27 protein-coding genes are annotated in these 25,089 nt (G+C 75.1%); 17 read left to right on the forward strand and 10 right to left on the reverse strand.

The genetic code is table 11. The features are described 5' to 3' along the window. Positions 1–62: 62 nt before the first annotated feature. Positions 63–830 (forward strand): polyprenol monophosphomannose synthase, encoded by a 768-nt coding sequence (locus D7I43_RS13235; protein WP_120328776.1) that lies wholly within the window; start codon positions 63–65, stop codon positions 828–830. 162 nt (positions 831–992) lie between these two features. On the opposite strand, the gene D7I43_RS13240 is transcribed toward D7I43_RS13235, so the two are convergent. After that, positions 993–2,597, reverse strand: a complete 1,605-nt coding sequence (locus D7I43_RS13240) for a phytoene desaturase family protein (RefSeq protein ID WP_120328777.1) — start codon at positions 2,595–2,597, stop codon at positions 993–995. A 72-nt stretch (positions 2,598–2,669) separates the two neighbouring features. On the opposite strand from D7I43_RS13240, the gene D7I43_RS13245 reads away from it, so the two are divergent. Then, positions 2,670–4,103, forward strand: a complete 1,434-nt coding sequence (locus tag D7I43_RS13245) for an aldehyde dehydrogenase family protein (protein ID WP_120328897.1) — start codon at positions 2,670–2,672, stop codon at positions 4,101–4,103. A 45-nt stretch (positions 4,104–4,148) separates the two neighbouring features. Here D7I43_RS13245 and D7I43_RS13250 read toward each other — a convergent pair whose 3' ends face one another. Next, positions 4,149–4,550, reverse strand: coding sequence for a ChaB family protein (locus D7I43_RS13250; RefSeq protein ID WP_120328778.1), 402 nt, complete (start codon positions 4,548–4,550; stop codon positions 4,149–4,151). A 240-nt stretch (positions 4,551–4,790) separates the two neighbouring features. Between D7I43_RS13250 and D7I43_RS13255 the strand changes: the two genes are divergently transcribed. The 4 genes from D7I43_RS13255 (at position 4,791) to D7I43_RS13270 (ending at position 7,134) form a co-directional block, all read left to right on the forward strand. Continuing rightward, the gene (locus D7I43_RS13255) at positions 4,791–5,771 is read left to right on the forward strand and encodes a YihY/virulence factor BrkB family protein (protein ID WP_120328779.1); all 981 of its coding nucleotides are present in this window, start codon (positions 4,791–4,793) and stop codon (positions 5,769–5,771) included. Between the two features lie 45 nt (positions 5,772–5,816). Then, the gene (locus tag D7I43_RS13260; protein WP_120328780.1) at positions 5,817–6,233 is read left to right on the forward strand and encodes a DUF2795 domain-containing protein; all 417 of its coding nucleotides are present in this window, start codon (positions 5,817–5,819) and stop codon (positions 6,231–6,233) included. Between the two features lie 49 nt (positions 6,234–6,282). Next, positions 6,283–6,744: an SRPBCC family protein gene (locus D7I43_RS13265; protein ID WP_120328781.1), complete on the forward strand. Its 462-nt coding sequence runs from the start codon at positions 6,283–6,285 to the stop codon at positions 6,742–6,744. Positions 6,745–6,873: 129 nt separating this feature from the next. Continuing rightward, positions 6,874–7,134, forward strand: a complete 261-nt coding sequence (locus D7I43_RS13270; RefSeq protein WP_120328898.1) for a hypothetical protein — start codon at positions 6,874–6,876, stop codon at positions 7,132–7,134. A gap of 31 nt (positions 7,135–7,165) precedes the next feature. On the opposite strand, the gene D7I43_RS13275 is transcribed toward D7I43_RS13270, so the two are convergent. Then, on the reverse strand, positions 7,166–8,527 hold the full coding sequence (locus D7I43_RS13275; RefSeq protein ID WP_120328782.1) for an MFS transporter: 1,362 nt from the start codon (positions 8,525–8,527) through the stop codon (positions 7,166–7,168). Positions 8,528–8,682: 155 nt separating this feature from the next. Between D7I43_RS13275 and D7I43_RS13280 the strand changes: the two genes are divergently transcribed. Further along, positions 8,683–8,895 (forward strand): hypothetical protein, encoded by a 213-nt coding sequence (locus tag D7I43_RS13280; RefSeq protein WP_120328783.1) that lies wholly within the window; start codon positions 8,683–8,685, stop codon positions 8,893–8,895. Here the strand turns inward: D7I43_RS13280 and D7I43_RS13285 are convergent. Then, positions 8,892–9,338 (reverse strand): hypothetical protein, encoded by a 447-nt coding sequence (locus D7I43_RS13285; RefSeq protein WP_120328784.1) that lies wholly within the window; start codon positions 9,336–9,338, stop codon positions 8,892–8,894. The genes D7I43_RS13280 and D7I43_RS13285 overlap by 4 nt on opposite strands. Positions 9,339–9,431: 93 nt before the next feature. On the opposite strand from D7I43_RS13285, the gene D7I43_RS13290 reads away from it, so the two are divergent. Next, the gene (locus tag D7I43_RS13290; protein WP_120328785.1) at positions 9,432–9,800 is read left to right on the forward strand and encodes a DUF6401 family natural product biosynthesis protein; all 369 of its coding nucleotides are present in this window, start codon (positions 9,432–9,434) and stop codon (positions 9,798–9,800) included. A 98-nt stretch (positions 9,801–9,898) separates the two neighbouring features. Here the strand turns inward: D7I43_RS13290 and D7I43_RS13295 are convergent, their stop codons facing one another. Continuing rightward, positions 9,899–10,789 (reverse strand): mechanosensitive ion channel family protein, encoded by an 891-nt coding sequence (locus D7I43_RS13295; protein ID WP_120328786.1) that lies wholly within the window; start codon positions 10,787–10,789, stop codon positions 9,899–9,901. A 138-nt stretch (positions 10,790–10,927) separates the two neighbouring features. Between D7I43_RS13295 and D7I43_RS13300 the strand changes: the two genes are divergently transcribed. The 4 genes from D7I43_RS13300 (at position 10,928) to D7I43_RS13315 (ending at position 15,463) form a co-directional block, all read left to right on the forward strand. Beyond that, entirely contained in the window at positions 10,928–13,057 is a 2,130-nt protein-coding gene (locus tag D7I43_RS13300; RefSeq protein WP_120328787.1) for an ATP-binding SpoIIE family protein phosphatase, read from the forward strand. Between the two features lie 51 nt (positions 13,058–13,108). Then, positions 13,109–13,786: an HAD family hydrolase gene (locus D7I43_RS13305; RefSeq protein ID WP_120328788.1), complete on the forward strand. Its 678-nt coding sequence runs from the start codon at positions 13,109–13,111 to the stop codon at positions 13,784–13,786. A 103-nt stretch (positions 13,787–13,889) separates the two neighbouring features. Beyond that, the gene (locus tag D7I43_RS13310) at positions 13,890–15,182 is read left to right on the forward strand and encodes a cation:proton antiporter (RefSeq protein ID WP_120328789.1); all 1,293 of its coding nucleotides are present in this window, start codon (positions 13,890–13,892) and stop codon (positions 15,180–15,182) included. Positions 15,183–15,247: 65 nt separating this feature from the next. After that, positions 15,248–15,463, forward strand: a complete 216-nt coding sequence (locus tag D7I43_RS13315) for a DUF3072 domain-containing protein (RefSeq protein WP_120328790.1) — start codon at positions 15,248–15,250, stop codon at positions 15,461–15,463. 18 nt (positions 15,464–15,481) lie between these two features. Here the strand turns inward: D7I43_RS13315 and D7I43_RS13320 are convergent, their stop codons facing one another. Next, complete coding sequence (locus D7I43_RS13320; protein WP_120328791.1) at positions 15,482–15,982, reverse strand: metallophosphoesterase family protein; 501 nt, start codon at positions 15,980–15,982, stop codon at positions 15,482–15,484. Positions 15,983–16,155: 173 nt separating this feature from the next. Between D7I43_RS13320 and D7I43_RS13325 the strand changes: the two genes are divergently transcribed. Continuing rightward, the gene (locus D7I43_RS13325) at positions 16,156–16,740 is read left to right on the forward strand and encodes a general stress protein (RefSeq protein ID WP_120328792.1); all 585 of its coding nucleotides are present in this window, start codon (positions 16,156–16,158) and stop codon (positions 16,738–16,740) included. Positions 16,741–16,792: 52 nt separating this feature from the next. On the opposite strand, the gene D7I43_RS13330 is transcribed toward D7I43_RS13325, so the two are convergent. After that, positions 16,793–17,398: a DUF1684 domain-containing protein gene (locus D7I43_RS13330; RefSeq protein WP_120328793.1), complete on the reverse strand. Its 606-nt coding sequence runs from the start codon at positions 17,396–17,398 to the stop codon at positions 16,793–16,795. 124 nt (positions 17,399–17,522) lie between these two features. Between D7I43_RS13330 and D7I43_RS13335 the strand changes: the two genes are divergently transcribed. Together D7I43_RS13335 and D7I43_RS13340 are read left to right on the forward strand one after the other, a co-directional pair. Further along, the gene (locus D7I43_RS13335) at positions 17,523–18,005 is read left to right on the forward strand and encodes a MarR family winged helix-turn-helix transcriptional regulator (RefSeq protein WP_120328794.1); all 483 of its coding nucleotides are present in this window, start codon (positions 17,523–17,525) and stop codon (positions 18,003–18,005) included. Between the two features lie 10 nt (positions 18,006–18,015). Beyond that, complete coding sequence (locus tag D7I43_RS13340; protein WP_120328795.1) at positions 18,016–19,002, forward strand: pirin family protein; 987 nt, start codon at positions 18,016–18,018, stop codon at positions 19,000–19,002. Positions 19,003–19,067: 65 nt separating this feature from the next. Here D7I43_RS13340 and D7I43_RS34085 read toward each other — a convergent pair whose 3' ends face one another. Beyond that, positions 19,068–19,196: a hypothetical protein gene (locus tag D7I43_RS34085; RefSeq protein ID WP_275670836.1), complete on the reverse strand. Its 129-nt coding sequence runs from the start codon at positions 19,194–19,196 to the stop codon at positions 19,068–19,070. 332 nt (positions 19,197–19,528) lie between these two features. Beyond that, on the reverse strand, positions 19,529–20,302 hold the full coding sequence (locus D7I43_RS13345) for a hypothetical protein (RefSeq protein ID WP_192902141.1): 774 nt from the start codon (positions 20,300–20,302) through the stop codon (positions 19,529–19,531). A 356-nt stretch (positions 20,303–20,658) separates the two neighbouring features. On the opposite strand from D7I43_RS13345, the gene D7I43_RS13350 reads away from it, so the two are divergent. Together D7I43_RS13350 and hrpB are read left to right on the forward strand one after the other, a co-directional pair. After that, complete coding sequence (locus D7I43_RS13350; protein WP_120328796.1) at positions 20,659–21,486, forward strand: SigB/SigF/SigG family RNA polymerase sigma factor; 828 nt, start codon at positions 20,659–20,661, stop codon at positions 21,484–21,486. A gap of 157 nt (positions 21,487–21,643) precedes the next feature. Continuing rightward, positions 21,644–24,166 carry an ATP-dependent helicase HrpB gene (gene hrpB, locus D7I43_RS13355; protein WP_120328899.1) on the forward strand — a complete coding sequence of 841 codons (2,523 nt, stop codon included), beginning with the start codon at positions 21,644–21,646 and terminating at the stop codon, positions 24,164–24,166. A gap of 38 nt (positions 24,167–24,204) precedes the next feature. Here the strand turns inward: hrpB and D7I43_RS13360 are convergent, their stop codons facing one another. Continuing rightward, on the reverse strand, positions 24,205–24,930 hold the full coding sequence (locus tag D7I43_RS13360) for a PP2C family protein-serine/threonine phosphatase (RefSeq protein WP_120328797.1): 726 nt from the start codon (positions 24,928–24,930) through the stop codon (positions 24,205–24,207). Positions 24,931–25,089: the final 159 nt, after the last annotated feature.

A 25,089-nucleotide genomic window follows, 5' to 3' on the forward strand; every position in this document is an offset into this window, starting at 1 on the left:
ACCGATACGTCAACTGGCTACCCTCTGAGAGACTCCATGTCCGCAAACCGAGGATGTCCGTCATGATCGAACCCGTGCAGTTGCCCGCGCCGTGGCGGGACGCACGCCTGACCGTCGTGGTGCCTACCTACAACGAGGCGGGGAACCTGCCGGTCCTGGTCGAGCGGCTCCTCGCCCTGCCGCTGCCGGGCCTGCGCGTGCTCGTCGCCGACGACAACTCGCCCGACGGCACCGGTGAGGTGGCGGACAAGCTGGCCATCGAGCACCCCGACCGGATCGAGGTGGTGCACCGGCCGGGCAAGGAGGGTCTCGGCCGGGCGTACGTGGACGGGATGGGACGGGCCCTGGACGGGGGCGCCGACTACGTGGCGCAGATGGACGCCGACCTCTCGCACCCGCCGGAGGCGCTGCCGGGCATGCTCGGGGCGCTCCTGTCGACGCAGGCCGGCGTGGTGATCGGCTCCCGGTACGTGCCCGGTGGCGAACTCGACGAGAACTGGCCACTGTACCGGCGCGCGCTCAGCGGCTGGGCGAACCTCTACGTGCACACCCTGCTGCGCGTCCGCATCCGCGACCTCACGGCCGGCTTCAAGATCTGGCGGGCCGACGCGCTGCGCGACATCGGCCTCGAGCGGGTGCAGTCCAACGGCTACAGCTTCCAGGTCGAGATGCACTACCTCGCCACGAAGCTCGGGCACACCATCCTGGAGGTGCCGATCCGCTTCGAGGAACGCCGCGAGGGCGCCTCGAAGATGACGACCGCCACCAAGATCGAGAGCGCGCTCATGCCGTTCAAGCTGCGCAGCAAGCACCGCAACATCACCCGCTGAGCCCGGCCGTCGTCCGGCGCCCCCAGTCGGACGCGGCCCAGCCGGGCTTCCGCCGCCGCACGCCACCCCACGCCGCCGCACGCCACCCCACGCCGCCGCACGCCACCCCACGCCGCCGCACGCCGGAGCCGCCGGCCGGCGGGGACGTGCCGGCGGCGCGGGTCAGCGGTACACGGCGCGCTGGGCCGCGCCCACGGCGGCCGCGTACACGCCGCCGGTGAACGCGCGGTCGCGGGCCAGCGCGGCGCGGGCCGCGTTCGCGCCGGGCGCGCCGTGCACTCCCCCGCCGGGATGCGCGGACGCGCTGGCCAGGTACAGCCGGTCCACCGGCGTGTCCGCCCGACCGAGGCCGGGAATCGGGCGCAGGAAGAGCTGCTGGTACGCCGCCGACGTGCCGCCGCCCACCGCGCCACCGACCAGGTTCGCGTCGCCCTTCTCCAGCTCGACCGGGCCGGCCACGTGCCGGCCGACGATGAGGCCGCGGAAGCCCGGCGCGGCCTCCTCCAGCACCCGTTCCATCCGCTCGACGTGCTGGGCGATCTCGTCCGCCCGCCAGTCCCGCCGGAACGGCAGGTGGGTGTACGACCAGAGGGACTCGGTGCCGGGCGGCGAGTGGCTCGGATCGGCGACGGTCATCTGCCCCACCAGCAGGAACGGGTCCTCCGGCAGCTCGCCGCGGGCCAGCGCGGCCGAGTAGCTGGTGAGCCCGTTCAGGTCGGCGCGCAGGTGCACCGTGCCGGCGGTGGCGAGGGCCCGGTTCGTCCACGGGACGGGCGCGGAGAGCGCCCAGTCGACCTTGAGCGTCGAGCCGTCCCAGCGGAAGTGCGCCAGGTCCTCCACGAGGCGGGGTGGCAGTGCCGCCGGGCCGACCAGGTCGAGGTAGAGCGCCGGGGCCGGCACGTCGGCGAGCACGGCACGACGGGCCCGCCACAGCGCGCCGCCCACGGTGCGGACCCCCATGGCCCGGCCCCGCGCGGTCAGCACCCGGTCCACACGCGCGCCGTAGAGGATCCGGCCGCCCCGCTCGGTGAGCCGGGCCACCAGCGCGTCGGTGATCCGTTGCGAGCCGCCCTCCGGCACCGGCCACCCGACCTGCTGGCCGAGCATGGTCAGCAGCCAGCCGTACACCCCGGAGCCGGCCTCCTCCGGGGACAGGTCGGTGTGCAGGGCGCAGCCCGCCAGCAGCGCGGGCCCGCCCTCGCCGTCGAAGAGTTCGTCGGTGAGCTTGCGGACGGGCACCACCAGCCGCCGGGCCAGCCGCAGCGCGCCGGAGATCCGCATCCGGCGGAGCAGGGTGAGGCCGCCGCGTACCGGCGGGAACGGAGAGGTGATCGTCTCCAGCATCGGCTCGGCGACCTCGGTCCAGTCGCCGTACGCCGTCAGCCAGCGTTTGCCGTCGCCGGGCGCGAACGCGTCCAGCGACGCGGCCGTGACCTCGGGATCCCGGTTGAGCACGGCGGCGCGGCCGTCGGGCAGCAGGTGGGCCAGCACGTCGGGGGCGTGGCGCCAGGTGAGCCCGTACCGGCCGAGGTCGAGCCGGCGCAGCACCGGCGAGGCGTACGCCAGGGGGTAGAACGAGCTGTAGAGGTCGCTCAGGTAGCCGGGTGCCGTGACCTCGGCGGAGCGGACGGCGCCGCCGGGCGTGGCGCTCGCCTCCAGCACCACCACCTCCCAGCCGGCGTCCGCGAGCATGTTGGCGGCCACCAGACCGTTGTGGCCGGCCCCGACGACGACGGCGTCCGCGCTCTCCGCGCCGGTGGGAGTCATCCGATCCGCCTACCCGGCGTCGAACCGGGCGAAACGCGTTTGCGCCGCCGGGGCCGGGGCATCCACCGGCACATGTACACGGTTGCGCAGCTGATAGGTGGGGTCTGGGGCGCTGGCGGCGAGGAGGGCGAGCTGGTCGTGCACGACCCGGCGGACGGCTCTCCGGTCAGCTCGGCGCCGGTGGCGACGGCCGACGTGGTCGGCAAGGCGGTGGAGGCGGCCCGGGAGGTCGAGGCGGAGTGGGCCGGTACGGCGCCCGCGGAACGGGCGGCGGCGCTGCACCGCGCCGCCGACGCCGTCGAGGCCGTCACGGACGAGCTGGCCGCGGCGGTCACCGCCGAGATGGGCAAGCCGCTGGCGGACGCGCGCGGCGGCGTGGAGGCGGGCATCGGCACGCTGCGACAGTACGCCGAACTCGGTCCGGTGCGGGGCGGGCGGACCCTGCACGGCGGCCACCACGCGCTCGACTTCATGGTGCCGCAGCCCCGGGGCGTCGTCGCCGCGATCACCCCCTGGAACGACCCGGTGGCGGTCTCCTGCGGCCTGCTGGGCGCGGCGCTCGTCACCGGCAACGTGGTGGTCTACAAGCCGAGCGAGCGGACGCCGGCCGCCGGCTGGCTGCTGGCGCGGGCGCTGGACAGCGCCCTGCCGCCGGGCGTCCTCTCGCTGGTCACCGGCGGCGCGGAGACCGGGGCGGCACTCGCCGCTCAGCCGGTGGACGTGGTGGCGCACGTGGGCTCGACGGCGACCGGCCGGGCGATCGCCGCCTCGGCGGCCCGCACCGGCGCCAAGGTGCTGCTGGAGAACGGCGGAAGCGACCCGCTGATCGTCGACGCCGACGTCGACCCGATCTGGGCCGCCCGCGAGGCCGCGACGGGCGCCTTCGCCAACGCCGGCCAGATCTGCGTGGCGGTCGAGCGCATCTACGTCCACCGGGACGTCGCCGACGACTTCGTGGCGGCGTTGGTGAAGCGCGCCAGCGAGCTGCGGATGGGGCCGGGGCGGGACCCGGCGACCGAACTCGGCCCGCTGGTCGACCGGCGGCACCGGGACCACGTGCACGGCCAGGTCACGGCCGCCGTGGCCCAGGGCGCGCGGATCCTCACCGGCGGCACGCTGCCGGACGGGCCGGGCGCGTTCTACCCGGCCACGGTCGTGGCCGACTGCCGCCACGACATGCCGCTGGTGCGCGACGAGACGTTCGGGCCGGTCGCCCCGGTGGTGGTGGTCGACTCCTTCAGCGAGGCGCTGCGGTGCGCCGCCGACTCCCCGTACGGGCTGGCCGCCACCGTGCTCACCGGGTCGATGAGCCACGCCCACCGGGCCTGGCGGGAACTGCCGGTCGGCACCGTGAAGGTGAACGCGGTCTTCGGGGGCGCGCCGGGCGGCGCCGCCCACCCGCGCCGCGGCAGCGGCCAGGGCTTCGGGTACGGCCCGGAGCTGCTCGACGAGTTCACCGCCACGAAGGCCGTGCACATCGAGGCGCCGGGGCGCGGGCACTGGTGACGCGCAAGGGTGGCCGTCCCGTGGGACGGCCACCCTTTCCGACGGTCAGCGGCTCCGCGCCTTGGCGGTCTGCCGGTTGTTGGCCTTCTGGATGGCCTTGACCAGTTCCGGCTTGTTCATCCGGGACCGGCCGGGGACGTCCAGCTTGCGGGCGACCTTCATGAGGTGGTCCTTGGTCGCGTTCGCGTCCACCCCGCCGGCGGTCGGCGCGCGCCGCGCCGGCCCACCCCCGGCCGCCTGCCGGTCGCTGGGGCCCTTGCGGCCCTTCGGCTCCCAGTGGTCGCCGACCTTCTCGAACTGGTTCTTCACCGCGGCGAAGGCGGTTCGGTGCGCCCGCTCCCCCTCGCCGTACGTCTCCACCGCCGAGTCGTGCGTCTTCTCCCAGGTGCGCTGGGCCTTCGCCGGGGAGCGCCGCAGCGTGCTGGGCAGTACCTCGCGCCCGGGCATCTCGTCCTCCTCCGCGTCGATGGGTCTGCTTGGTCTGCATTGACCGTTCCCGCTGGCGAGGGGGCGCAAACCGGGGGCGCGCCACCGGCGGGCCGTCCGTTCGCCGGACCGGCCGGCGCGGTCGTACGACGGAACGCCCCTCGCCGGCGGAACCGGTCGTTTGCCGCCACCGGCCGCGGGGTACCGGCCGGGCCAACGAAGCGGACGGACGCCGCGACAGCCGGGCACAGGGGGCGGGACATGGCGACGACGGAACCCGGCGTGGCGCTCGACGGTCGGCGCGGGCTGCGCCTGCCCCGCCGGATCCGGCAGCTGAGCTGGCGGACCTGGCGGGGCGTGCTGGTGCGCAGCGCCCGCAACTTCGTCCGGGACAACTGCGCCGACTGGGCCGCCGCGCTCACCTACTACGGGGTGCTGGCGCTCTTCCCGTCCGCCATCGTGGTCGTCTCCCTGGTCGGGCTGGTCTCCGACGGCGAGCGGACCGTGGACACCGTGCTGGACCTGTTCCGGCAGGTGGGCGCCGGCTCGGTCGTCGCGAACGAGGGGTTCGTCGGCGCGGTGCGGGAGGTGGTCGAGCAGGAGAGCTCGGCGAAGGTGCTGTTGAGCTTCGGTCTGCTCGGCGCGCTGTGGTCGGCCTCCGGGTACATCGGCGCGTTCACCCGCGCCTCCAACGCGATCTACGGCGTGCGGGAGGGGCGGCCGTTCTGGAAGCTGCGGCCGTTGCAGATCGGGCTCGCCGGGCTCTCCCTGCTGCTCCTCGCCGTGGTCGCCACGGGGCTGATCGTCAGCGGCCCGGTCGCCGACGCCGTCGGTGACCTGGTGGGCGCGGGCGGTGTGGCCCGTACGGTGTGGCGCGTGTTCCGGTGGCCGGTGCTCGCCCTGATCATGATGGCGCTGTTGTCGCTGCTGTTCTGGATCGCCCCGAACGTGCGCCAACCCCGTTTCCGCTGGCTCACCCCCGGGGGCGCGGTGGCGCTCGCCGCCTGGGTGGTGGCCTCCTTCGGGTTCGGCCTGTACGTGGCCAACTTCGGCTCGTACGACGCCACGTACGGCAGCCTCGGGGCCGTCATCGCCTTCCTGGTCTGGCTCTACCTGTCCAACTCGGCACTCATGTTCGGCGTGCAGATCAACGCCGAACTGCAGCGTGGCCGGCGCCTGCAGGCCGGTGCGCCGGCGACCGAGGAGCCCGTGCTGCCGCCCCGGGCCCCGGCCGGTTCGTGACCGCCTGCCGGTTTGACGCCGGTGCCTCCGGGTAGCGCAGAAGGCATGGAGCGTGGCAACAGCAAGCACGGACCGAGGCTGGACGAACAGCTGAGCCAGGAGGTCCACGGCCTCGTGCAGGGGCCCGGGACCGGCGGCTCACGGGTCGACGAGGCCCGGGTGCCCGAACCCGCGGGCGAGGACCAGCCGGAGGCGACCACGGCGCCGGCCGGCGAGCTGCGGACCGGCGCCCCCAAGGGGATGAGTTCCCAGGACGTCGAGCAGCGGAGCCGGCTCGGGCGGTTCATCACGATGAGCGCGCTGCCGGGTGACCGGGAGACGTTGATCGCCAACGCCCGGGACAACGACGCGCCGGACGACATCATCGCCGCGCTGCAGACGCTGCCCGACGGCACCCGGTACCAGACCGTCTCCGAGGTCTGGGCCGCGCTCGGCAACAAGAACGAGACGACTCGCTGGTGAGTCGGGGCGATCCCGACCGGTCACCGGCGAAGACGAGGAGGATGCCCTGATGAGTGGCGTTACCGAACACGTGGACGTGGCCGTCCCGGTGCGGACCGCGTACGACCAGTGGACCCAGTTCGAGGAGTTCCCGAACTTCATGGAGGGCGTGCAGGAGGTCCGGCAGCTGTCGGACACGATGACCCACTGGACGGTCGAGATCGCCGGGGTGAAGCGCGAGTTCGACGCCGAGATCACCGAGCAGCTGCCCGACGAGCGGGTCGCCTGGCGGTCCACCGGCGGCACCCAGCAGGCCGGCGTGGTGACCTTCCACCGCCTGGACCCGGACCACACCCGCGTCACCCTCCAGCTCGAGTTCGAGCCGCAGGGCGTGGTCGAGCAGGCCGGCGACAAGCTGGGCATCGTGGACCGGCGCGCCAAGGGCGACCTGGAGCGCTTCAAGACGTTCATCGAGCGGCGCGGCCAGGAGACCGGTGCCTGGCGCGGCAAGGTGGACCGCCCCCAGCCGTGACATCCCCCGCGACGACGCTTCCGATGGCCGCCGGCAGGACCGGCGGCCATCGTCGTGCGCGCCGCCGCGGGCGTACGCGCCGGCGGCGTGCCGCTGTTTGCGATCACCACGCCCGGGTACCGCGAAGGTATGAGCGACGAGAAGAAGGTGTGGCGGGACGAGGAACGGACTCCGCTGGAGGAACTGGACCGTGCCGTCGCCCGGTCCACCCTCGACGGGCAGGCCGACGACGTCACCGCCAACGACGCCGGCGAGGAGGCGGCGTTCGGCCACGGGCCGGAGGCCGCGGACCGGGGCGGCCAGGCCGCCGGCGCCGGGCGGGAGCCGACCGACCGGGACCGGGCGTACCGCCCGTCGACGACCGGACGCACCGGCCCGGACACCCTCTAGAGCCGCCGCCCCTCGTGGGCGGTGGTGGCCGTCAGGCGCCGGTCCGGGCCCCCTGGACCGGCCGGCGGGTGGCCGCCGCGTGCAGGGCGATCAGCGCGACGGCGAGGACCAGGAGCGCCGGCCCCAGCGCCTCCACCGAGGTGTGCGAGATGAGGACCCCGATCCCGGACGGGACCAGCGCCGCACCCAGCGACGACGTGCCGATCTGCAGGCCGATGGTCCGGTCCGCGTGCGCCGCGCCGACCCGCTCGACGGTGGTGAGCGTCAGCAGCGGGAACACCGGTGCGGCGGCGAAGCCGACCACCACGATCCCCACCACCGCCACCCAGGCGGGCGCCGGGACGGCGATCAACGCGGCGCCGGCCGCCATGCCGAGCAGGCTGGCACGCAGCACCCGGGGCGCCCCCCACCGCTCGGCCACCACCCCCTGCACGACGCGCCCCACGAAGAGGCTCCCCCAGTAGGCCGAGACCCCGAGGCCGGCGACCGCCGCGGCGAGCCCTCGCCCCTCGGTGAGCAGCAGGAACGCCCAGAGGCCCGTGGCCACCTCGACGGCCACGTACACGGCGAAGGCGAGCATCCCCAGCCAGACGGCCGGCAGGCGCAGCGTCTCCCGCACCGGGACCGGCCGGGCCACCGGCGCGGCGGGCTCGACGGCGACCCCCACGGCGGCGGCCGGCGCGGCGGGTTCGACCGCCGGCCCGGCACCGTCCGCGGCGGCCGCGGACCCGGCAGCCGAGGGACCGACGCCGGCGGCCGGGCCCGAGGTCGCGGGATCGGCGGACGGGTCGACGACCGCGGGCGCGGCCTCCGGGCCGACCGGTGTCCGCTCCCGCCAGGCCCGTGCGCTGAGCGCGAACGCGGTGGCCAGCGCGAGCTGGGCGGCCGCCACGATCCCGTACCCCCAGCGCCAGCCCAGACCGGCGCCCAGCACGCCCGTCATGATGAGGGGGCCGATGGCCACGCCGAGGCCGAAGAACGCGTGCATCCAGTTCATGTGCCGCGGTCCGAACGCGCCGGCCGCGTACGCGTTGAGCCCGGAGTCGATCGCCCCGGAGCCGAGCCCGAGCACCAGCGCGGCGCCGACCACCACGGTCAGCCCGGGGCTCGTCCCGTACCCGGTCAGCGCGAGCGCGGCCAGCAGGGTGCTGCCGGCCAGTAGCCAGCCGACGCCGAGCCGGGCGAGCGTGAAGCCGGCTAGCACGCTCGAGGTCAGGTAGCCGGCCGTGCCGGCGGCGAGCACCAGGCCGACCGCCTCGGTCGGTACGCCGAAGTCGGCGCGGATCGACGGCCAGCCCACGCCGATCAGGCCGTCGGGCAGGCCGAGGCTGACGAAGGCGAGGTAGGCCAGCAGGAGCAGGGCGGCCCGGGGCCGAGCGGGGGTGGTCGACACGGAGCACCATCCTCCGCCCTCCCCCGCCGGTGGACCGGGGCGGGTCCCCCGTTACGACAGAAAGTGGCGTCCGGACGGTCCGGAAAACGGACGCTCCGCACAGAATCGGCCGAACGGGGGACGGCAATCGGCCCGTGTCGCGTAAGACTTTCGGGATGCAACAAGGCTCCGGCATCCTCACCACGCGTCAGCGTCGCCTGGCCTGGCTCGGCTTCGTGCTGGCCGCCCTCCAGGCGCCCGTCTCCGCCTGGCTCGTCTCCGATGACTCGTGGCTGTTCAGCCTCTGCGTCGCGTTGATGGTGGCCACGTTGATCATCGCCGACGACGCCGCCCGGCGGCGGCCGGCCGAGGCCCGCTCCGGCGACTAGTACGTGACGCCGGGGCGCGCCTCGTGTCCTGGGAGGCCCCGGGTACGCCGCCGCTCCTTCATCTCCGCCTCGTAGAGGTGCCGCCGGCCGCCGACCAGCCGTTCGCGTGCGTCACGGTCCACGTCACGGAAGAGCGCGTAGTAGCCGTCGTCGAAGTCCTCGACGATCTGGAACGTCCAGCGCCCGGCGATGACGTTGCGCCCCAGCAGCTCGGTGGCGATCCGCTCGGCGATGTCCGGGTGCCCGGCGGCGCGGAACATCTCGACCGCGTCGTCCAGCATCAGGTCGGCGTGCCCGACCAGTTGGTGCAGCGAGTAGAGGTGGCCGCGTACGCGCTCCACGCACTCCAGCGCCTCGCTGAGCTTGCCCAGCGCCGCCACGGTCTCGTCGCTGACCCCCGGCGGCCGGCGGTGCCGGTCGTCGGGCCCGTCCTGCTGCGCCATCGCACCCCTCCCTGCTGCCGCACCGGTGGCCGACCCCACACCGTCCGCGCGGCCGAGGCCGGCCGCGGAACGGGATGGCTAGCCTCCTTCCCCATGCGTGTGCCGTTCAACCGGGTCACCTCCGCCGTCGACTCGGCGCGGTCCACCCTCACCGCCCTCGCCGACGCCCTCGGCGCCGACGGGCTCGCCGCCGCGGCCCGGTGCCCCGGTCTGCTCGCCACCGTCGACCAGCACGCCGCCGCCGTACGGGACAGCCTCGAGGCCGACGACCGGCCGCTGACGCCGGCCGCCCTCGCCGGCTACGTCGAGGGCGTCAGCGCGGCGGCGCGCGACCACGGCTGGACGCCGCCGACCGGCCCGGTCGACTGGTCCGACCCCGACTGGCTGCTCACCCGGCTGCTCGCGGTGCACGCGCTGGCCCAGGACCTCGACGGCGCCGGGCACCCCGCCGACGCGGCCTGACCTCCGACGGCCCCGGGCACCCGCGACGCGCGCCCACCTCGGCCCCACGCCCTGCGCGACGCCGGCCGCTGCGTACCACAGCGGCGGGGCGGGTCACGTCACCGCCCGTACCACCGCGTCTCGTCCCCCACCTCGCGCGTCTCGTCGCCCACCGCGCCCGTCTCGTCGGCCACCGCGCCCGCCCGGTAGATCCGCCCGCCGGGCGCGGCGGACCCCCGCGCCGCCTGCGTCCCCTCGGTCGGCTCGGCCATCTGCCGCTCGACGTCGGCGCGCCCCGCCGCGGCGGCCCGCCTCCGCTCCCGCACCGCCCGGGACTCCGCGGCCGCGCGGTCGAGCCAGCGGTCCCAGCGGGCCTGCATCGGCTTCACGAGGCCACCGCCCACCCCGACGACGAGGATCCCCGACACCGTGGCGAGGAACGCGATCAGCACCGGGGTGGTGACCGTGGTCGCGATGCCCACCTGGTTGAGCGCCGCGATCACCCCCAGCGCGATCACGAAGACGGCCGTCAGGTCGGCCAGCACCCGCCCGTACGACAGGCCACCCAGGGCGCCGCGCACCAGGTCACGGACGGCGTTGGCGATAGCCGCGGCCACCACCACGATGACGATCGCCACGAACGCCCGGGGCAGCCACGCCACCACTCCCCGGATCAGGTCGCTGATTGGGTTCGGTCCCCAGACGCCGAACGCGAACTGCAACGTGAACAGCAGCACCGCGTAGTACGCGAGCTTCGCGAGGATGTCGCTCGCGTCGTACCGGGTGCGTTCGAGGGCGCGCCGCAGACCGCCCCGCTCCACCGCCCGGTCGAAGCCCACCCGTTCCAGCACGGTGTCCACGATCTTCAGGACGACCCGGGCCACGAGCCAGCCCACCACCAGGATCACCACGAACGCCACGGCCTTCGGGACGAACAGGAGCACCTCCCGCCACGCGTCCGACACGGCGTCGCCGATGTCGGCCTGCCGCAACGCGACGTTTCCCCCCATGACGGCCCTCCTGTCACGCGCCTCGCGCCGGGGGCTTACCCGGTCGCCGCGGCGGCACGCGGGCGGATGCGGGGATTTCCCGACACGCGCCGGGCATGATCGGAAACAGCGTTCGGGTCGTCCGGTTAGGCTGCGGGCATGCCAGGAACGGTCGGGCGCATCCCCACGCCGCCGGCGCCGGTGTCCGCGGCAGCCGCCCGGACCGACGCGGCGGCCACCGTCCTCGGCCACGACTGGGCCGGCACGTCCCTGGGCCCCCGGACGGCGTGGGACCCGGCCGTACGCGCGGTCGTCGACCTCATCCTCGCCTCGCCCGTGCCGATGGCCCTCGCGTACGGGGACGAGCTGGTCCTGCTCTACAACGACGCGTACGCCGACCTGATCGGGGACAAGCACCCCGCGGCGATCGGCCGCCCGGCCGCCGAGGTGTTCCCGGAACTGTGGCACCTGCCGGGCGTCGGCGACGTCATGGAACGCATCTACCGCGACGGCGGGACCTTCCTGGAGAAGGAGAGCAGCCTCCCGCTGGGCCGGGGCCACGGCGGGGTGGTCGAGCAGGCCGTCTTCACCCGCGGCTGCTCCCCCGTACGCGACAGCACCGGACGGATCGTCGGCGTGCTCACCGTGGCGGCCGAGACCACCCACGTCACCCAGCAGTTGCAGAGCGTCAGCGAGGTGGCGGCGGCCCTCGCCGGCACGCTCACCCTCGACGACGTGGCCCGGGTCACGCTGCGGTACGCGATCACCACCTTCGACGCCGACCGGGTCGCCTTCGCCGTCGACGAGGGCGGCGGAGGCTGGCGGATGGTCCGCCGGGTCCGGGGCGAGCTGATGGACGAGGCCGACGAGCGGCTCCCTCCGCTGTGGCGGCGGGTCGCCGCGGACTGGCCCGACCCCCTCGTGGAGGCGGCCCGCGCGGGCACCCCGTCGATCACCTCGAACGGTCAGCCGCTGCGCGACGCGGCCACCGACCGCCACGACCAGAAGATCGTCTCGCTGATCGCCGTGCCGCTGCGGGCCACGGTCGTCCGCGGTGGCCTGTCCATCGGCCACCAGGCCCCCCGCCTGTGGTCCGCCGCGGAGCGCGCGCTGCTGGCCGCGTCCGCCGAGCTGATCGGGCAGGCGGCCGAGCGGGCACGCCGGTTCGAGACCCAGCACGGCACCGCCCAGCTGCTGCAGCGCAGCATGCTGCCCGAGCACCTGCCGAACCTCCCCCGGCTGCGCATCGCCGCGCGCTACGACCCGGGGGTGGACGGCAACGCGGCCGGCGGGGACTTCTACGACGCGTTCCTGCTGCCCACCGGGCAGCTCGGCGTCGTCCTCGGCGACGTCGCCGGGCACGACGTGCAGGCGGCCGCGCGGATGGGGCAGGTACGCGCGGCGCTGCGCGCGCTCGCGCTGGCCGATCCGCGCCCGGACTCCGTGCTCACCGGTCTGGATCGGCTGGTCACCAGTCTCGGCGCCGAGGCCGGCACGTACGAGCTGTTCGTCACCGTGGTCTTCGGCGTCGTCGACGCCGAGCGGCGGGAACTCACCCTGGCCAGCGCGGGGCACCCCCCGCCGCTGATCCGTCGCTGCGCCCCCGACGACCGCCCGCACGCCGAGTACGTCGACCTGCCCGCCGGCGCGCCCCTCGGGCTCGGCGCCCGGCCGACCGTCACGACCGTCGCGTTCGCCCCGGGCGACACGCTGCTGCTGTTCAGCGACGGCGTCGTGGAACGGCGACGGCAGAGCCTGGGCGCCGGGCTCGACGTGCTCGCCGACGCGGTCGCCGCCGCCGGCAGCGGGGACCCTCGGGCGCTGTGCGCCGTGGCGAGCGGGGCCGTCGCCGGAGCCACGGAGGACGACGTGGCCGTCCTCGCCGTGGAGCACGCGCTGCGGCCGAGCCGGTCGGCGAGCATGGAGGTGCCCGCCGAGCCGACCGCGCCGAGCCGGGTCCGGCACTGGATGAGCGCCCAGCTCGGCGAGTGGCAGGTGCCGGAGTCCGTCATCGGCTCCGCCGTGCTGTGCACCAGCGAGCTGACGACCAACGCGTTGCTGCACGCCGGCACGGCCGCCCGCGTGGACATCGACCTCAGCGCCGAGCGGCTGCTGGTCTCGGTGGCCGACTCGGGCACGCGCGGCACCGTCACCCGGGCGCAGACCGACACGTTGAGCAGCCGGGGCCGTGGGCTGGGGCTGATCGAGGAACTCAGCGACGCGTGGGGCACGGACCCGACGGTGCGTGGCTCGACCGTGTGGTTCGAGATCCTCCTCCCCACCGAGTGAACCGCGCCGCCGGTGGCGTCAGCCCGCCGCGCCGCGGGTAGGAGGACGGCCATGCCTACCGACAACCCCGCCGGCGCGCTCTTCGACGTCGACGGCACCCTCGTCGACACCACCTACCTGCACACCGTGAGCTGGTGGGAGGCCCTGCGCCAGAACGACCAGCCGGTGCCCATGGCCACCGTCCACCGTGCCATCGGCATGGGGTCGGACAAGCTGCTCGACCACCTGCTCGGCCCCGAGCGCGACCGCGCCGCCGACAGCCGGCTGCGCGACGCGCACGACACGCTGTACGCCGAGTACTGGGAGCGGCTCACCCCGCTGCCCGGCGCGGCGGACCTGCTGCGCGCCTGCGCCGAGCGGGGCCTGCGGGTGGTGCTCGCCACCTCGGCCGCCGAGCACGAGGTGGCCGCGCTGCGCCGGGCCCTCGACGCCGACGACGTCATCGCCGCGGTCACCTCCTCGGCGGACGCGGAGCAGAGCAAGCCGGCGCCGGACATCCTCGTCGCCGCGCTCGACCAGTCCGGGCTGCCCGCCGAGCGGGTCGTCTTCGTCGGCGACTCGGTCTGGGACGTGGCCGCCGCCGGCAAGCTGGACATCCCCTGCGTCGGGCTGACCTGCGGCGGCACCAGCCGCGGGGAGCTGGCCGGGGCGGGCGCGGTGGCCGTGTACGACGACCCGGCCGCGCTGCTGGCGTCCCTCGACGAGTCGCCGCTGACCCGACGCCGGTGAGCACACCACTTTCCGGCCTTCCGGGCGCATAGCCGGCACCCCGGCGGGGCACAGTCCGTCACCACCGACCCGTACGGCGCGGGTGCGGCCGGGAGGTGGTGCGGTGGAACCGATGGACGTGGCGTTCGCGCTGGTGGGCGTCGGCGCGCTGCTCGCCGGCATCCTTCCCCGGGTGCTGGAGCGCCAGCCGCTCTCCATGCCGATCGCCTTCCTCGGCCTGGGCATGGCGGTGTTCCTGCTGCCGACCGGGCTGCCGGTTCCCGACCCGCTCGCCCATCCGGAGGTGGCCACCCACCTCACCGAGATCGGGGTGATCGTCGCCCTCATGGGCGCCGGACTCAAGATCGACCGACCGTTGAGCTGGTCCCGCTGGTCGTCCACCTGGCGGCTGCTCGCCGTCGCGATGCCGCTCTGCATCGCCGCCGTGGCGCTGCTCGGCTGGTGGTGGGCCGGACTGGTGCCGGCGACCGCTCTCCTGCTCGGCAGCGCGCTCGCCCCGACCGACCCCGTCCTCGCCTCCGACGTGCAGGTCGGCGAACCCACCGACGTGGAGGACTCCGAGGACGAGGTCCGGTTCGCCCTCACGTCCGAGGCCGGGCTGAACGACGGGCTGGCCTTCCCCTTCGTGTACGCGGCGATCGCCGTCGCCACGACGAGCCTCGCCCCCGGGGACTGGCTGGGCCGGTGGTTCGCCGTGGACGTGCTGTGGAAGATCGGCATCGGCGTCGGCGGCGGGCTGCTCGTGGGGTGGCTGCTCGGCAAGCTCTTCTTCCGCGCGCCCCGCCACCTGCGGCTGGCCCGGCACGCCGAGGGCTTCCTCGCGCTGGCCGCCACGTTCCTCGCGTACGGGTTGGTCGAGGTGGCCGGTGGGTACGGCTTCCTGGCCGTCTTCGTGGCCGCCCGGGCGATCCGCGCCGCCGAGCGGACCCACGAGTTCCACTCGGTGCTGCACGACTTCGCCGAGCAGGTCGAGCGGCTGCTGACCGTCCTGCTGCTGCTGCTCTTCGGCGGCGCCGTGGTGGGCGGCCTGCTGGCCCCGCTCACCTGGCCGGCCGCGGCCGTGGGGCTCGCGCTCGTCTTCGTGCTCCGACCCCTGATCGGCTGGCTGTCGCTGCGCGGGTCACCCGGCCGCCCCGCCGAACACTGGGTGATCGCGTTCTTCGGCATCCGCGGGGTCGGCTCGCTCTTCTACCTCGCGTACGCCACCACGAAGGCCGACTTCCCGCAGGCCGAGCTGGTCTGGGCCACCGTCGGGCTCGTGGTGATCGTCTCGGTGGTGGTGCACGGCGTCGCCGCGACCCCGGTGATGCGGCTGCTCGACCGTGCCGGGGAACGCACCGGCGAGCGCGCGCCCGCGCGGGCCGGCGCACCGGCGGCCAGCGGCGCGGGCACCTGAGTCGTACGCGCATGGACCGGCCACGCCAGGGGTATTGGTACGCCTGTTCGAAGGAGGGTGAGATCATGACGGACCGCAACAGCGACCCGGCGGACCCGCGGGGTGCGATCAAGGATCCCGACGAGTGGGTGACCGGTGAGGAGCCGCCGACCGCCGCGCAGGAGTCCTACCTCGCCACGCTGGCCCGCGAGGCGGACGCCGAGGTGCCCGAGGGGCTGACGAAGGCGGAGGCGTCCAAGCGGATCGACGAACTCCAGGAGGAGACGGGCCGCGGCCGGTGACGGCACGACCGGGTCGGGTCAGCGCGGCGGAAGGCGGTGCAGCTCGACCCGGTCCAGTGCCCCGGCCGTGACCCGGGCGGTCAGGTACGTGGCGTACGGCTGGGACCGCCGGTCCGTGGGCGAGCCGGGGTTGAGCAGCCGGAGCCCGCCCGGGGCGACGCTGTCCCACGGGATGTGGGAGTGCCCGAAGACCAGCAGATCGGTGTCGGGGAAGCGGGCGGCGCACCGCTCCTCCCGCCGCGTCCGCGGCCCGGTCTCGTGCACCACGGCGACCCGCAGCCCGTCCAGTTCGACCCGAGCGATCTCGGGCAGCCGGGCCCGCAGGGCCGGCCCGTCGTTGTTGCCGTACACCCCGACGAGCCGGCGCGAGCGGGCCTCCATGGCGTCCAGCAGCGACTCGTCGACCCAGTCCCCCGCGTGCAGCACCACGTCCGCCTCCTCGATGGCGGTCCACAGCGGCGCGGGGAGGTCCCGCGCCCGCTTCGGCACGTGGGTGTCGGCGGTGATCACCAGGCGCATCCACCCATTCTCCCCGCCGGGGGACGGCCCGCGACCCGGCACGGTCCGCGCGTCGCGGCGCACGCCCCGCCGGCGCTGTGCACGCCCCTGGGTGACGGCGCCCGCCGCGGTCGCGACGCGGCGTTACCGGCGGGCGGGGGCGGGAAATGAGTCAGCCGACGAGGGAGGAACTCATGACCAGTGCTACGGGACCGTCCGCCGGCTGGCGACCCGGCATGCCCGGCGGTGACCTGCTTCCGTCCGGCCCCGCGGGACGCCCCACGACGCCCGGTGACGGGCAGGGCCCCCAGACGGGCCCGCCGACCGTGACGATCGGCTCGTATCCGGACTACCCGTCCGCGCAGCGGGTCATCGACTACCTGGCGGACAACCGGTTCCCGGTCGAGCACACCGCCATCGTCGGGACGAACCTCACCCTGGTGGAGACCGTGCTCGGCCGCATGACCACCGCCCGGGCGGCGTTGATCGGCGCCGGTACGGGCGCCTGGTTCGGGCTCTTCATCGGCCTGCTCTTCGGCATCTTCACGGTCGGCAACTGGCTCGCCGTGATCATCGTGGGCCTGGTGGTCGGCGCCATCTGGGGCGCGGTCTTCGGCGCCGTGGCGCACGCCATGACCGGCGGGCAGCGTGACTTCACGTCCGCCAGCTCGTTGCGGGCCGGCCAGTACGCGGTCATCGTCGACGCGAACCTCGCCGACCAGGCGCGGCAGCTGCTCGGCCGGCTGAACCTCTCCACGTCCGCCCCGGACGTCCGCTGACGGCCACGTCGCGGCACCCCGGCGCGCCACGCCGGGGTGCCGCCGTGCGCGATCAGGTACCGCTGCCGTCCGGCCGGGTGTACGCCAGTTCGCCGGCGCGCAGCGCCACCTCGACCCGGTTCTCCTGCGGAGCGAGCGGGCAGGCCCAGCGGTCGTCGTAGGCGCAGGACGGGTTGTAGAGGTAGTTGGCGTCCAGCCGCACCCGGTCACCGGCCAGCACGGTCAGACCGCGCCCGTGCGTGCCCTTCACCGTGTCGGTGAGGTAGCGGCCGCCGCCGTAGCTCTCCCGCCCGCAGGTGGCGTCGCGCAACGGCACGAAGAGTCCGCCCCCGTACGCGGCGATCCACCAGAGCGTGAGCGGCCCCCACGGAGTGTCCGCCACGGCGACCCGCCGGTAGCGGATGACGCCGTCCGGACCGCCGGTGTCGATGTCGAGTTCCCCGTGGGCCGGGCGCAGCGGCGCCTCGACGACGGCCGACGGGTTCGGCGGGTGGTAACGCAGCCCGGTGAAGGCCGCCCGGTCCCGGGACGGGATGGGGCTCTGCGGGTGGCCGGCGAAGAGGCGGTCGCGCTCGGCCCGGAAACCGGCCAGGTCGAGGTCGGACAGGTAGAGCCGGGCGGTCCGTTCCCGCCAGTCGAGCAGGTCGAGGTCGTCCACCCGGCGAGCCTAGCGCCCGCCTCCTTCAAACCTGCACCACCTCTCGGCTGCACGGCTTGACGAGGCGGACCACACACGGATCGGCGGGGTTGTTGAATTTTGAAAGAGTGCTACCGTTGCGGGCGTGACCGAGGGTCTGGACACCGCTCGCCTCGCCGCCTGGCGCGCGTACGTCGAATCCAGCCAGCTGCTGCTCACGCAGCTGGAGGAGGAACTGCGCGACGCCAGCGGGCTGAGCTTCGCCGACTACCACGTGCTCGTCCTGCTGTCCGAGGTGCCGGGGCAGCGGCTACGCATGGGTGAGCTGGCCAACCGCCTGGTCTTCTCCCCCAGCCGGCTGACGTACCAGATCTCCTCGATGCAGCGCCGAGGTCTGGTCACCCGGCAGGCATGCCCGGAGGACCGGCGCGGCAGCGAGGCCGTGCTCACCGCCGCCGGGCTGCTGGCCCTGCGCGAGGCCGCGCCGCACCACCTCGCGTCGGTGCGCGCGCACCTCATGGACGACCTCGACGACGACGAGGTCGCCTGCCTCACCCGGGTCTTCGAGCGCCTCGGCCGCCGCCTGCGGGCGGCACGGGACGCCTCCACCGCCAACGCCTCACGTTAGGAGCCTCCCGATGCCCGCCATCACCGTCGACGACGTGCTCGTCCTGCCGCGCCTGCCGCGGCTTCCCGAGTCCACCACCTTCCGGCCGGTGCGCCGGGTCACCACCGCGCCCAGCGGCTACGAGGGCGAGGGCTTCCCGGTGCGTCGCGCCTTCGCCGGGGTGCCGCTGAGCCAGCTGGACCCGTTCATCCACCTCGACCAGATGGGCGAGGTCGACTACGCGCCGGGCGAGCCGAAGGGCACCTCCTGGCACCCCCACCGGGGCTTCGAGACCGTCACGTACATGATCGACGGGATCATCGACCACCAGGACTCGACCGGTGGCGGCGGCACCATCACCGACGGCGACACGCAGTGGATGACGGCCGGCAGCGGCCTGCTGCACATCGAGGCCCCGCCGGAGCACCTGGTGGTCAGCGGCGGGCTGTTCCACGGCCTGCAGCTGTGGGTCAACCTGCCGCGGGCGGCGAAGATGAACCCGCCCCGCTACCAGGACATCCGGGGTCGGGAGGCGGCGCTGCTCACCACCCCGGACGGCGGGGCGCTGATCCGCGTGATCGCCGGCTCCGTCGCCGGCCACCGGGGTCCGGGTTCCACCCACACCCCGATCACCATCGCGCACGTCACCGTCCAACCCGGAGCGCAGGTCGACATCCCCTGGCAGCCGGAGTTCAACGCCCTCGCGTACGTCCTGAGCGGTCGCGGCACGGTCGGCACCGACCGGCGGCCGCTGCACCTCGGGCAGCTCGCGGTGCACGGTCCGGGCGACGCGCTGCGCTTCACGGCGGACGCCAGCCAGGATTCGCACACCCCGGCGCTGGACCTCTACCTCATGGGAGGGCAGCCGATCCGCGAGCCGGTCGCGCACTACGGTCCGTTCGTCATGAACACCCGGGACGAGCTGATCCAGGCGTTCGAGGACTACCAGGCCGGCCGGCTGGGAGTCGTCCCGGCCGAGCGGCTGCCGCACACGGGCGGCGAGGGCACCCGGCCCTGAGTCCCGTCGTGCGGGTGGTGGGCGCGCACGCCTGCCACCCGCGCGGCGCGGGTCGGTGGTGCGGCTCAGGAGACGGCGAAGATCCCGGCGACCCCGAGGATCACCATGACCAACACCGCCACCAGCGCACCCCGTTCACCCTCCACCGCCGTCTCGTGATGCTGGGTCAGTGGATTGGTCGTCTCGCGGGGCATGGTCTGGTCCTCCCGGGTGTCGCGCGGCGGATACGGGCCGGCCGTGTCACCGGATGACGGCCGGCACTCACCCCACGGCGGGGGTCCTGCCGTGGGGACGGAGCCGGCTTCGGAGAGACCCGGTGCCGGGGTCTGGCACCGCGGCCGAACGCGCCGGCCCGGTCACACGGTTACCCGTCTGGACGGGCGGAAACCTGGTCCGGCCGGTGATTACCGGAAAGCGCGACGCGCTCCTACCCGGGTGTGCCCGCCGGCGCGGGCCCAGCGGACCCGACCGGCATGCGCCGGGTACCTGCCGGCACGGTGGGCCGGCAGGCACAGACGTCAGGCTCCTACCGGCGGACGGGCTCCACGAGCCGGCCGGCGCGCCGGGAGGCGGTGGCGAGTGCGACCCGGGCGCCCTGGCGTCCCGTCTCCTGGGGGTGCACGGTGAGGCCGCCCGGTGAGGCGAAGGAGGCGCGGGGCGCGTAGTAGCCGCAGACGATGGTGAGCGGGTTGGCCGGGCGCAGCGCGTACACCGGGTGGTCGGGTTCCAGGAACTCCACCGACTCGATCTCGAACGGCGTCACCGGCTCCGCCACGTACGCGTAGACGCAGCTGACCAGGTCGCCGTGGCACCGGCTGAGGTAGCGGTGGTGGCCGCTGCGGACGGCGTGCCCGGTCTCCCCCACGTGGCACCGGACCCGGACGACCGGCACGCCGTCCAGCTCGGTCTCGGCCACGAGCACGCCGCCGCGCACCTCGACGCTGGTCCGGCCGGGGTACGCGGGGGCGCCGCAGGCGCGGGACTGCGCGAGCATCCGTTCGTTGGAGGTGACGTGGTGGGTCCACCAGGCGCCCGCCCCGCCCGGGGTGGCGGCCCCGTCCAGCGCCACGGCGAGGTGGGTGAGGTCGTGCGCGCCGAGGCCCGAGGTCTGGGTCTCGTCGTCGACGACGCGCTGGTGGAGGACCACCGTCCGGTCCGGGTGGGGGCGCAGCCCGGCCGGCAGCATCGCGGCGACCGACGCCGGGTCCGCCGGCAGCCAGCCGATGTACAGCGCGCGACTGTTCAGGACGAGCTGGGGAGCGGCGAGGTCGACCACGGCGCCTCCATCTCCGACGACCACGTCACCGACGCTACGGCTGGTCCCATGTACGGGACAAGGACGGATTGGTGACAGGTACGGCTTGTCTGTCGGGTTCGCATCGGCCGCTCGGTGGAGCGCGGCGGCCGTCCGGTCGGCGGCCGGGGGATGTCCGGGTGACCCGGCGGGACCGGAAGAACCGACCGTAACGGCCCTCACAACCGCGCCGGGGATGGTCGATTTGCGACCGTTAACGGCGGTTAAATCACATAAGTACATCGTCCGTTCGGCTAGATTTTCTCCGGACGATCGGGTTAGGGTGACTTCCGAACGGCCCATTGGAAGCTAGCCAAAGCGTCACGTCTATATCCGCGGACGAGGTGCAGGGAGGACCACCCATGACCGCGCCAGCGATCAGCGAACAGACGACGAGCACCACGCCCGACACCGCGGGGAAGCTCGACCCGCGGGCCCTCGCCGACAGCGCCACCGATCTGCTCAACGCGATGGCCGCGCTGCCGGCCAACCATCCGTCGCGACCCGCGCTGCGCGACAAGGCGATCGAGGCCTGGCTGCCGCTCGCCAACCACCTCGCCCACCGCTACAGCGGCCGGGGCGAGCCCACCGACGACCTGGCGCAGACCGCCGCCGTCGGCCTCATCAAGGCCATCGACAAGTTCGACCCGTCGCGCGGCGTCGACTTCGCCGGCTACGCCATCCCCACCATCATCGGCGAGCTGAAGCGGCACTTCCGCGACCGCACCTGGGACATCCGGGTGCCGCGCCGCCTCCAGGAACTGCGCCTGGCGATCTCCGACGCCAACAGCTCGCTGCTGCAGACCCTCGGCCGCTCGCCGACGGTCGCCGACATCGCCGCCCACCTCAAGATCACCGAGGAGGAGGTCCTGGAGGGCCTGGAAGGCGCCCGCGCCTACAACGCGGTTTCGCTCTCCACCCCCACCGGCGACGGCGACCGGGCCACCGAGCTGGGCGACATGCTCGGCGGCGAGGACGGCGAGTTCGAGCTCGCCGAGCTGCGGGTCGCCCTCGGCCCGGCGTTGGCCACCCTCGACGAGCGCGAGCAGAAGATCCTCACCCTGCGGTTCTACGGCAACCTGACGCAGTCCCAGATCGCCGAGCAGATCGGCGTCTCGCAGATGCACGTCTCCCGGCTGCTGGCCCGGGCGCTGACGAAGCTGCGCGGGCAGCTCGACGGCACCTACTGACGCCGGGGGCGCGAAGGCACCTACCAGGGGGTGACGCCGATGGCCGGGTCCACGAGACCCGGCCATCGGCATGTCCGCGCCCTGCCCACGTCACGCACGCGTGACAGTCGGGGCGGCGGGGTGGGCCGGCCCGGGGACGCCGGTGCGAGACTGGGCCGTGCTCTCGGACGTCCGCCTCGACCTGCCCGTACGCGCCACGTTGCCGGCCGTCGTCGCGGCGCTGCGCACCGCCGGCACCGGCGTCCTGGTGGCCCCGCCGGGCACCGGCAAGACCACGCTCGCCCCGTTGGCCGTCGCCGACCAGGTCGAGGGGCGGGTGGTGATCGCCCAGCCGCGGCGGGTCGCCGCGCGGGCCGCGGCCCGGCGGATGGCGGAGCTGCTCGGCGAGCGCGTCGGCGACCGGATCGGGTACGCGGTACGCGGTGACCGGCGGCGCGGCCCACGGACCCGCGTCGAGGTGGTCACGACCGGCGTGTTGGTGCGTCGGCTGCTGCGCGACCCGGACCTGCCCGGCACCGGCGCCGTGCTGCTCGACGAGTGCCACGAACGCCACCTCGACGCCGACCTCGCGCTCGCGTTCGCCGTCGAGGCACGCGCCGCGCTCCGGCCCGACCTGTGGCTGCTGGCCATGTCGGCCACACCGGAGGCCGACCGGTTCGCGGCGCTGCTGGGCGGCGCCGACACCTCGGCGCCCGTGGTCCGGGCCGAGTCGGTGCTGCACCCCGTGACCCGGATCTGGGCGCCCCCGCCCCGGCCGGCACCGGCTCCCGGGGCCGGCCCCGTGGACCGGGCGCTGCTCGACCACGTGGCGGCCACCGTCCGGCGTGCGCTGCGCGAGCGGGACGGCGACGTGCTGGTCTTCCTGCCCGGAGCCGGGGAGATCGCCGCGGTGGCCCGCCGGCTGGCCGACCTCGGGGACTCCGTGGCGCTGCTGCCGCTGCACGGCCGGCAGCGCGCCGCCGAGCAGGACGCCGCGCTGCGCCCCGGCGACCGGCGACGGGTGGTGCTGGCCACGGCGGTGGCCGAGAGCAGCCTCACGGTGCCCGGGGTCCGGGTGGTGGTCGACGCCGGGCTGAGCCGGGTGGCCCGGCTGGACCGCGCCCGCGGTCTCGGTGCGCTGGTCACGGTCCCGGTGTCCCGGGCGGCCGCCACCCAACGGGCGGGCCGGGCGGGGCGGGAGGCGCCGGGCTTCGTCTACCGCTGCTGGTCCGAAGCCGTCCACGAGCACCTGCCCGCCCAGCCGGAACCGGAGATCGCCACGGCGGACCTCACCGGCTTCGCCCTGGACGTCGCCGCCTGGGGACGGCCGGACGCCGCCGGTCTGGCGTTGCCCGACCCGCCACCGCCGGCCGCCATGCAGGTCGCCCGCGACACGCTCGCCACCCTCGACGCCGTCGACGCCGAGGGTCGGGTCACCGCACGCGGGCGGGCGATCGCCGCCGTGGGCGCCCATCCACGGCTGGCCCGGGCGCTGCTCGACGGCGCCGGCCGGGTCGGCGCGGACCGGGCCGCCGAGGTGGTCGCCCTGCTCGCCGAGGACACCGCCGCCGGCGGGGTCGACGACCTCGCGATCGCCTGGCGCCGGTTGCGCGCCGGCGCCGACCCGGCGGCCACGGCCCGCTGGCGCGCCGAGGTGCGCCGCCTGCGCGCCCTCCTGCCGTCCGACGCCGCCGACGGTACGCGCGCCGGGGTGCCCCTCTCCGACGACCTCGCCGCGGGGCTGCTCGTCGGGCTCGCTCACCCCGAGCGGCTGGCCCGGGTCCGGCGACCGGGCGGGTCGTCGTACCTCATGACCGGCGGCACGGCCGCGGAGCTGGCGCCCGGGTCACCGCTCGCCGGCGCCGAGTGGCTCGCGGTGGCCGTGGCGGACCGCGCCCCGGGAGCGCCGGCCGCGCGGATCCGGCTCGCCGCCGCGCTCGACGAGGCCACCGCGCGGGAGGCGGCTACGGCGCTGCTGCGCACCGAACGGGAGGTCGGCTGGTCCGGCGCCGACGTGGTGGCCCGGGAGGTGGTCCGGCTCGGCGCGCTCGAACTGCGCGAACGGCCGTTGACCGATCCCGGTCCCGCCGAGGTCGCCGCGGCCCTGATCGCCGGCCTGCGGAGCACCGGCCTGGGGCTTCTGGAGTGGACCCCGGCCGCCCGCGCGCTGCGCGAACGGCTCGCGTTCTGCCGGCACGCGCTCGGCGACGAGTGGCCGGACGTCGGCGACGAGGCGCTGCTCGCCGCCGCGCCGGTCTGGCTCGGTCCGGAGCTGGCCACCGCCCGACGCCGGGCCGACCTGGCGCGGGTGGACGTGGCCGCCGCGCTGCGCCGGCTGCTGCCGTGGGCGCAGGCCGCCCGGTTGGACGAGGTGGCGCCGGAGCGCCTCACGGTCCCCAGCGGCTCCCGGATCCGCGTCGACTACGCCGACCCGGCGAAGCCGGTGCTGCCGGTGAAGCTCCAGGAGACCTTCGGTTGGCGGGACGCGCCCCGGATCGCCGGCGGCCGGGTGCCGGTGCTGCTGCACCTGCTCTCCCCGGCCGGCCGCCCCGTCGCGGTCACCGCCGACCTCGCCTCGTTCTGGCGGGTGGGCTATCCGCAGGTACGGGCGGAGCTGCGGGGCCGGTATCCCCGGCACCCGTGGCCGGAGGACCCGACGACGGCGACCCCCACCCGGCACGCCAGCCCGCGCCGGCGCTGACCGGCCGCACCGTGTCGCCGGGCGCGGGTACGCCCTCCCTACTCCTCGACGACGTCCGCCACGATGACCGTCACGTTGTCCGGGCCGCCCGCCCGCAACGCCAGGTCGATGAGCTTCTGCGCGCACTCGGCGCGGTCCGGGTAGCCCGCCAGCACCTCCGCGAGGGTGTCCGCGCGCACCACGTTGGAGAGACCGTCGCTGCACAGCAGCCACCGGTCGCCGGCCCAGGGCACCATCGTCGCGTACGCCGGGGAGACCTCGTCGCCCTGCAGGGCCTGGGTGACGACGGCCCGCCGCGGGTGGCTGCTCGCCTGGTCCGGGGTGATGACCCCCTGGTCGACCAGCATCTGCACGAAGGTGTCGTCCCGGGTGATCTGCTTGAGCACACCCTCGCGGAAGAGGTAGGCGCGGGAGTCGCCGACGTGGGCCAGCGCGAGGCAGCTGCCCGTCCGGGCGAAGAGCAGGGCGGTGAGGGTGGTGCCCATGCCCTGCCGCTCCGGATCCTCGCTGACCGCCTGGCGGATCCGCGCGGTGGCCTGCTCGATGCCGCTCTGCAGGGCGGCGACGAGAGCGTCCTCCGGTGTCTCCACGTCCAGCGGCGCCATCGCGCCGATGGCGATCGAGCTGGCGAGGTCGCCGGCCGCCATGCCGCCCATGCCGTCGGCCACGGCGATCAGCCAGGTGCCGGCGTGCATGGCGTCCTGGTTTCCGCTGCGGATCAGCCCACGGTCGCTCGTCCCCACGGAACGCAGCTTCAGGGTCATGGGAGGCAGCCTGCCAGGCGGAGGCCGCTGTTGTCTCTAGGAGATCCACGGCGACGGCGCGTGGCGCGGCGAATCTCACTGTCCGCAGCGCCGCGGACGCGCCGGACCCCGGGGCGGACCGGGTCGGCGACCCCGGTGGTTGACAGCGCCCGGCGGCCC

It is taken from the genome of Micromonospora globbae (assembly GCF_003610785.1).
Taxonomy (GTDB): domain Bacteria; phylum Actinomycetota; class Actinomycetes; order Mycobacteriales; family Micromonosporaceae; genus Micromonospora; species Micromonospora globbae.

Coding starts and splice junctions, on each gene's coding strand:
- D7I43_RS13235 (WP_120328776.1), top strand. CDS start 63: ATGATCGAACCCGTGCAGTTGCCCGCGCCGTGGCGGGACGCACGCCTG.
- D7I43_RS13240 (WP_120328777.1), bottom strand. CDS start 2,597: ATGACTCCCACCGGCGCGGAGAGCGCGGACGCCGTCGTCGTCGGGGCC.
- D7I43_RS13245 (WP_120328897.1), top strand. CDS start 2,670: ATGTACACGGTTGCGCAGCTGATAGGTGGGGTCTGGGGCGCTGGCGGC.
- D7I43_RS13250 (WP_120328778.1), bottom strand. CDS start 4,550: ATGCCCGGGCGCGAGGTACTGCCCAGCACGCTGCGGCGCTCCCCGGCG.
- D7I43_RS13255 (WP_120328779.1), top strand. CDS start 4,791: ATGGCGACGACGGAACCCGGCGTGGCGCTCGACGGTCGGCGCGGGCTG.
- D7I43_RS13260 (WP_120328780.1), top strand. CDS start 5,817: ATGGAGCGTGGCAACAGCAAGCACGGACCGAGGCTGGACGAACAGCTG.
- D7I43_RS13265 (WP_120328781.1), top strand. CDS start 6,283: ATGAGTGGCGTTACCGAACACGTGGACGTGGCCGTCCCGGTGCGGACC.
- D7I43_RS13270 (WP_120328898.1), top strand. CDS start 6,874: ATGAGCGACGAGAAGAAGGTGTGGCGGGACGAGGAACGGACTCCGCTG.
- D7I43_RS13280 (WP_120328783.1), top strand. CDS start 8,683: ATGCAACAAGGCTCCGGCATCCTCACCACGCGTCAGCGTCGCCTGGCC.
- D7I43_RS13285 (WP_120328784.1), bottom strand. CDS start 9,338: ATGGCGCAGCAGGACGGGCCCGACGACCGGCACCGCCGGCCGCCGGGG.
- D7I43_RS13290 (WP_120328785.1), top strand. CDS start 9,432: ATGCGTGTGCCGTTCAACCGGGTCACCTCCGCCGTCGACTCGGCGCGG.
- D7I43_RS13295 (WP_120328786.1), bottom strand. CDS start 10,789: ATGGGGGGAAACGTCGCGTTGCGGCAGGCCGACATCGGCGACGCCGTG.
- D7I43_RS13300 (WP_120328787.1), top strand. CDS start 10,928: ATGCCAGGAACGGTCGGGCGCATCCCCACGCCGCCGGCGCCGGTGTCC.
- D7I43_RS13305 (WP_120328788.1), top strand. CDS start 13,109: ATGCCTACCGACAACCCCGCCGGCGCGCTCTTCGACGTCGACGGCACC.
- D7I43_RS13315 (WP_120328790.1), top strand. CDS start 15,248: ATGACGGACCGCAACAGCGACCCGGCGGACCCGCGGGGTGCGATCAAG.
- D7I43_RS13320 (WP_120328791.1), bottom strand. CDS start 15,982: ATGCGCCTGGTGATCACCGCCGACACCCACGTGCCGAAGCGGGCGCGG.
- D7I43_RS13325 (WP_120328792.1), top strand. CDS start 16,156: ATGACCAGTGCTACGGGACCGTCCGCCGGCTGGCGACCCGGCATGCCC.
- D7I43_RS13340 (WP_120328795.1), top strand. CDS start 18,016: ATGCCCGCCATCACCGTCGACGACGTGCTCGTCCTGCCGCGCCTGCCG.
- D7I43_RS34085 (WP_275670836.1), bottom strand. CDS start 19,196: ATGCCCCGCGAGACGACCAATCCACTGACCCAGCATCACGAGACGGCG.
- D7I43_RS13350 (WP_120328796.1), top strand. CDS start 20,659: ATGACCGCGCCAGCGATCAGCGAACAGACGACGAGCACCACGCCCGAC.
- D7I43_RS13360 (WP_120328797.1), bottom strand. CDS start 24,930: ATGACCCTGAAGCTGCGTTCCGTGGGGACGAGCGACCGTGGGCTGATC.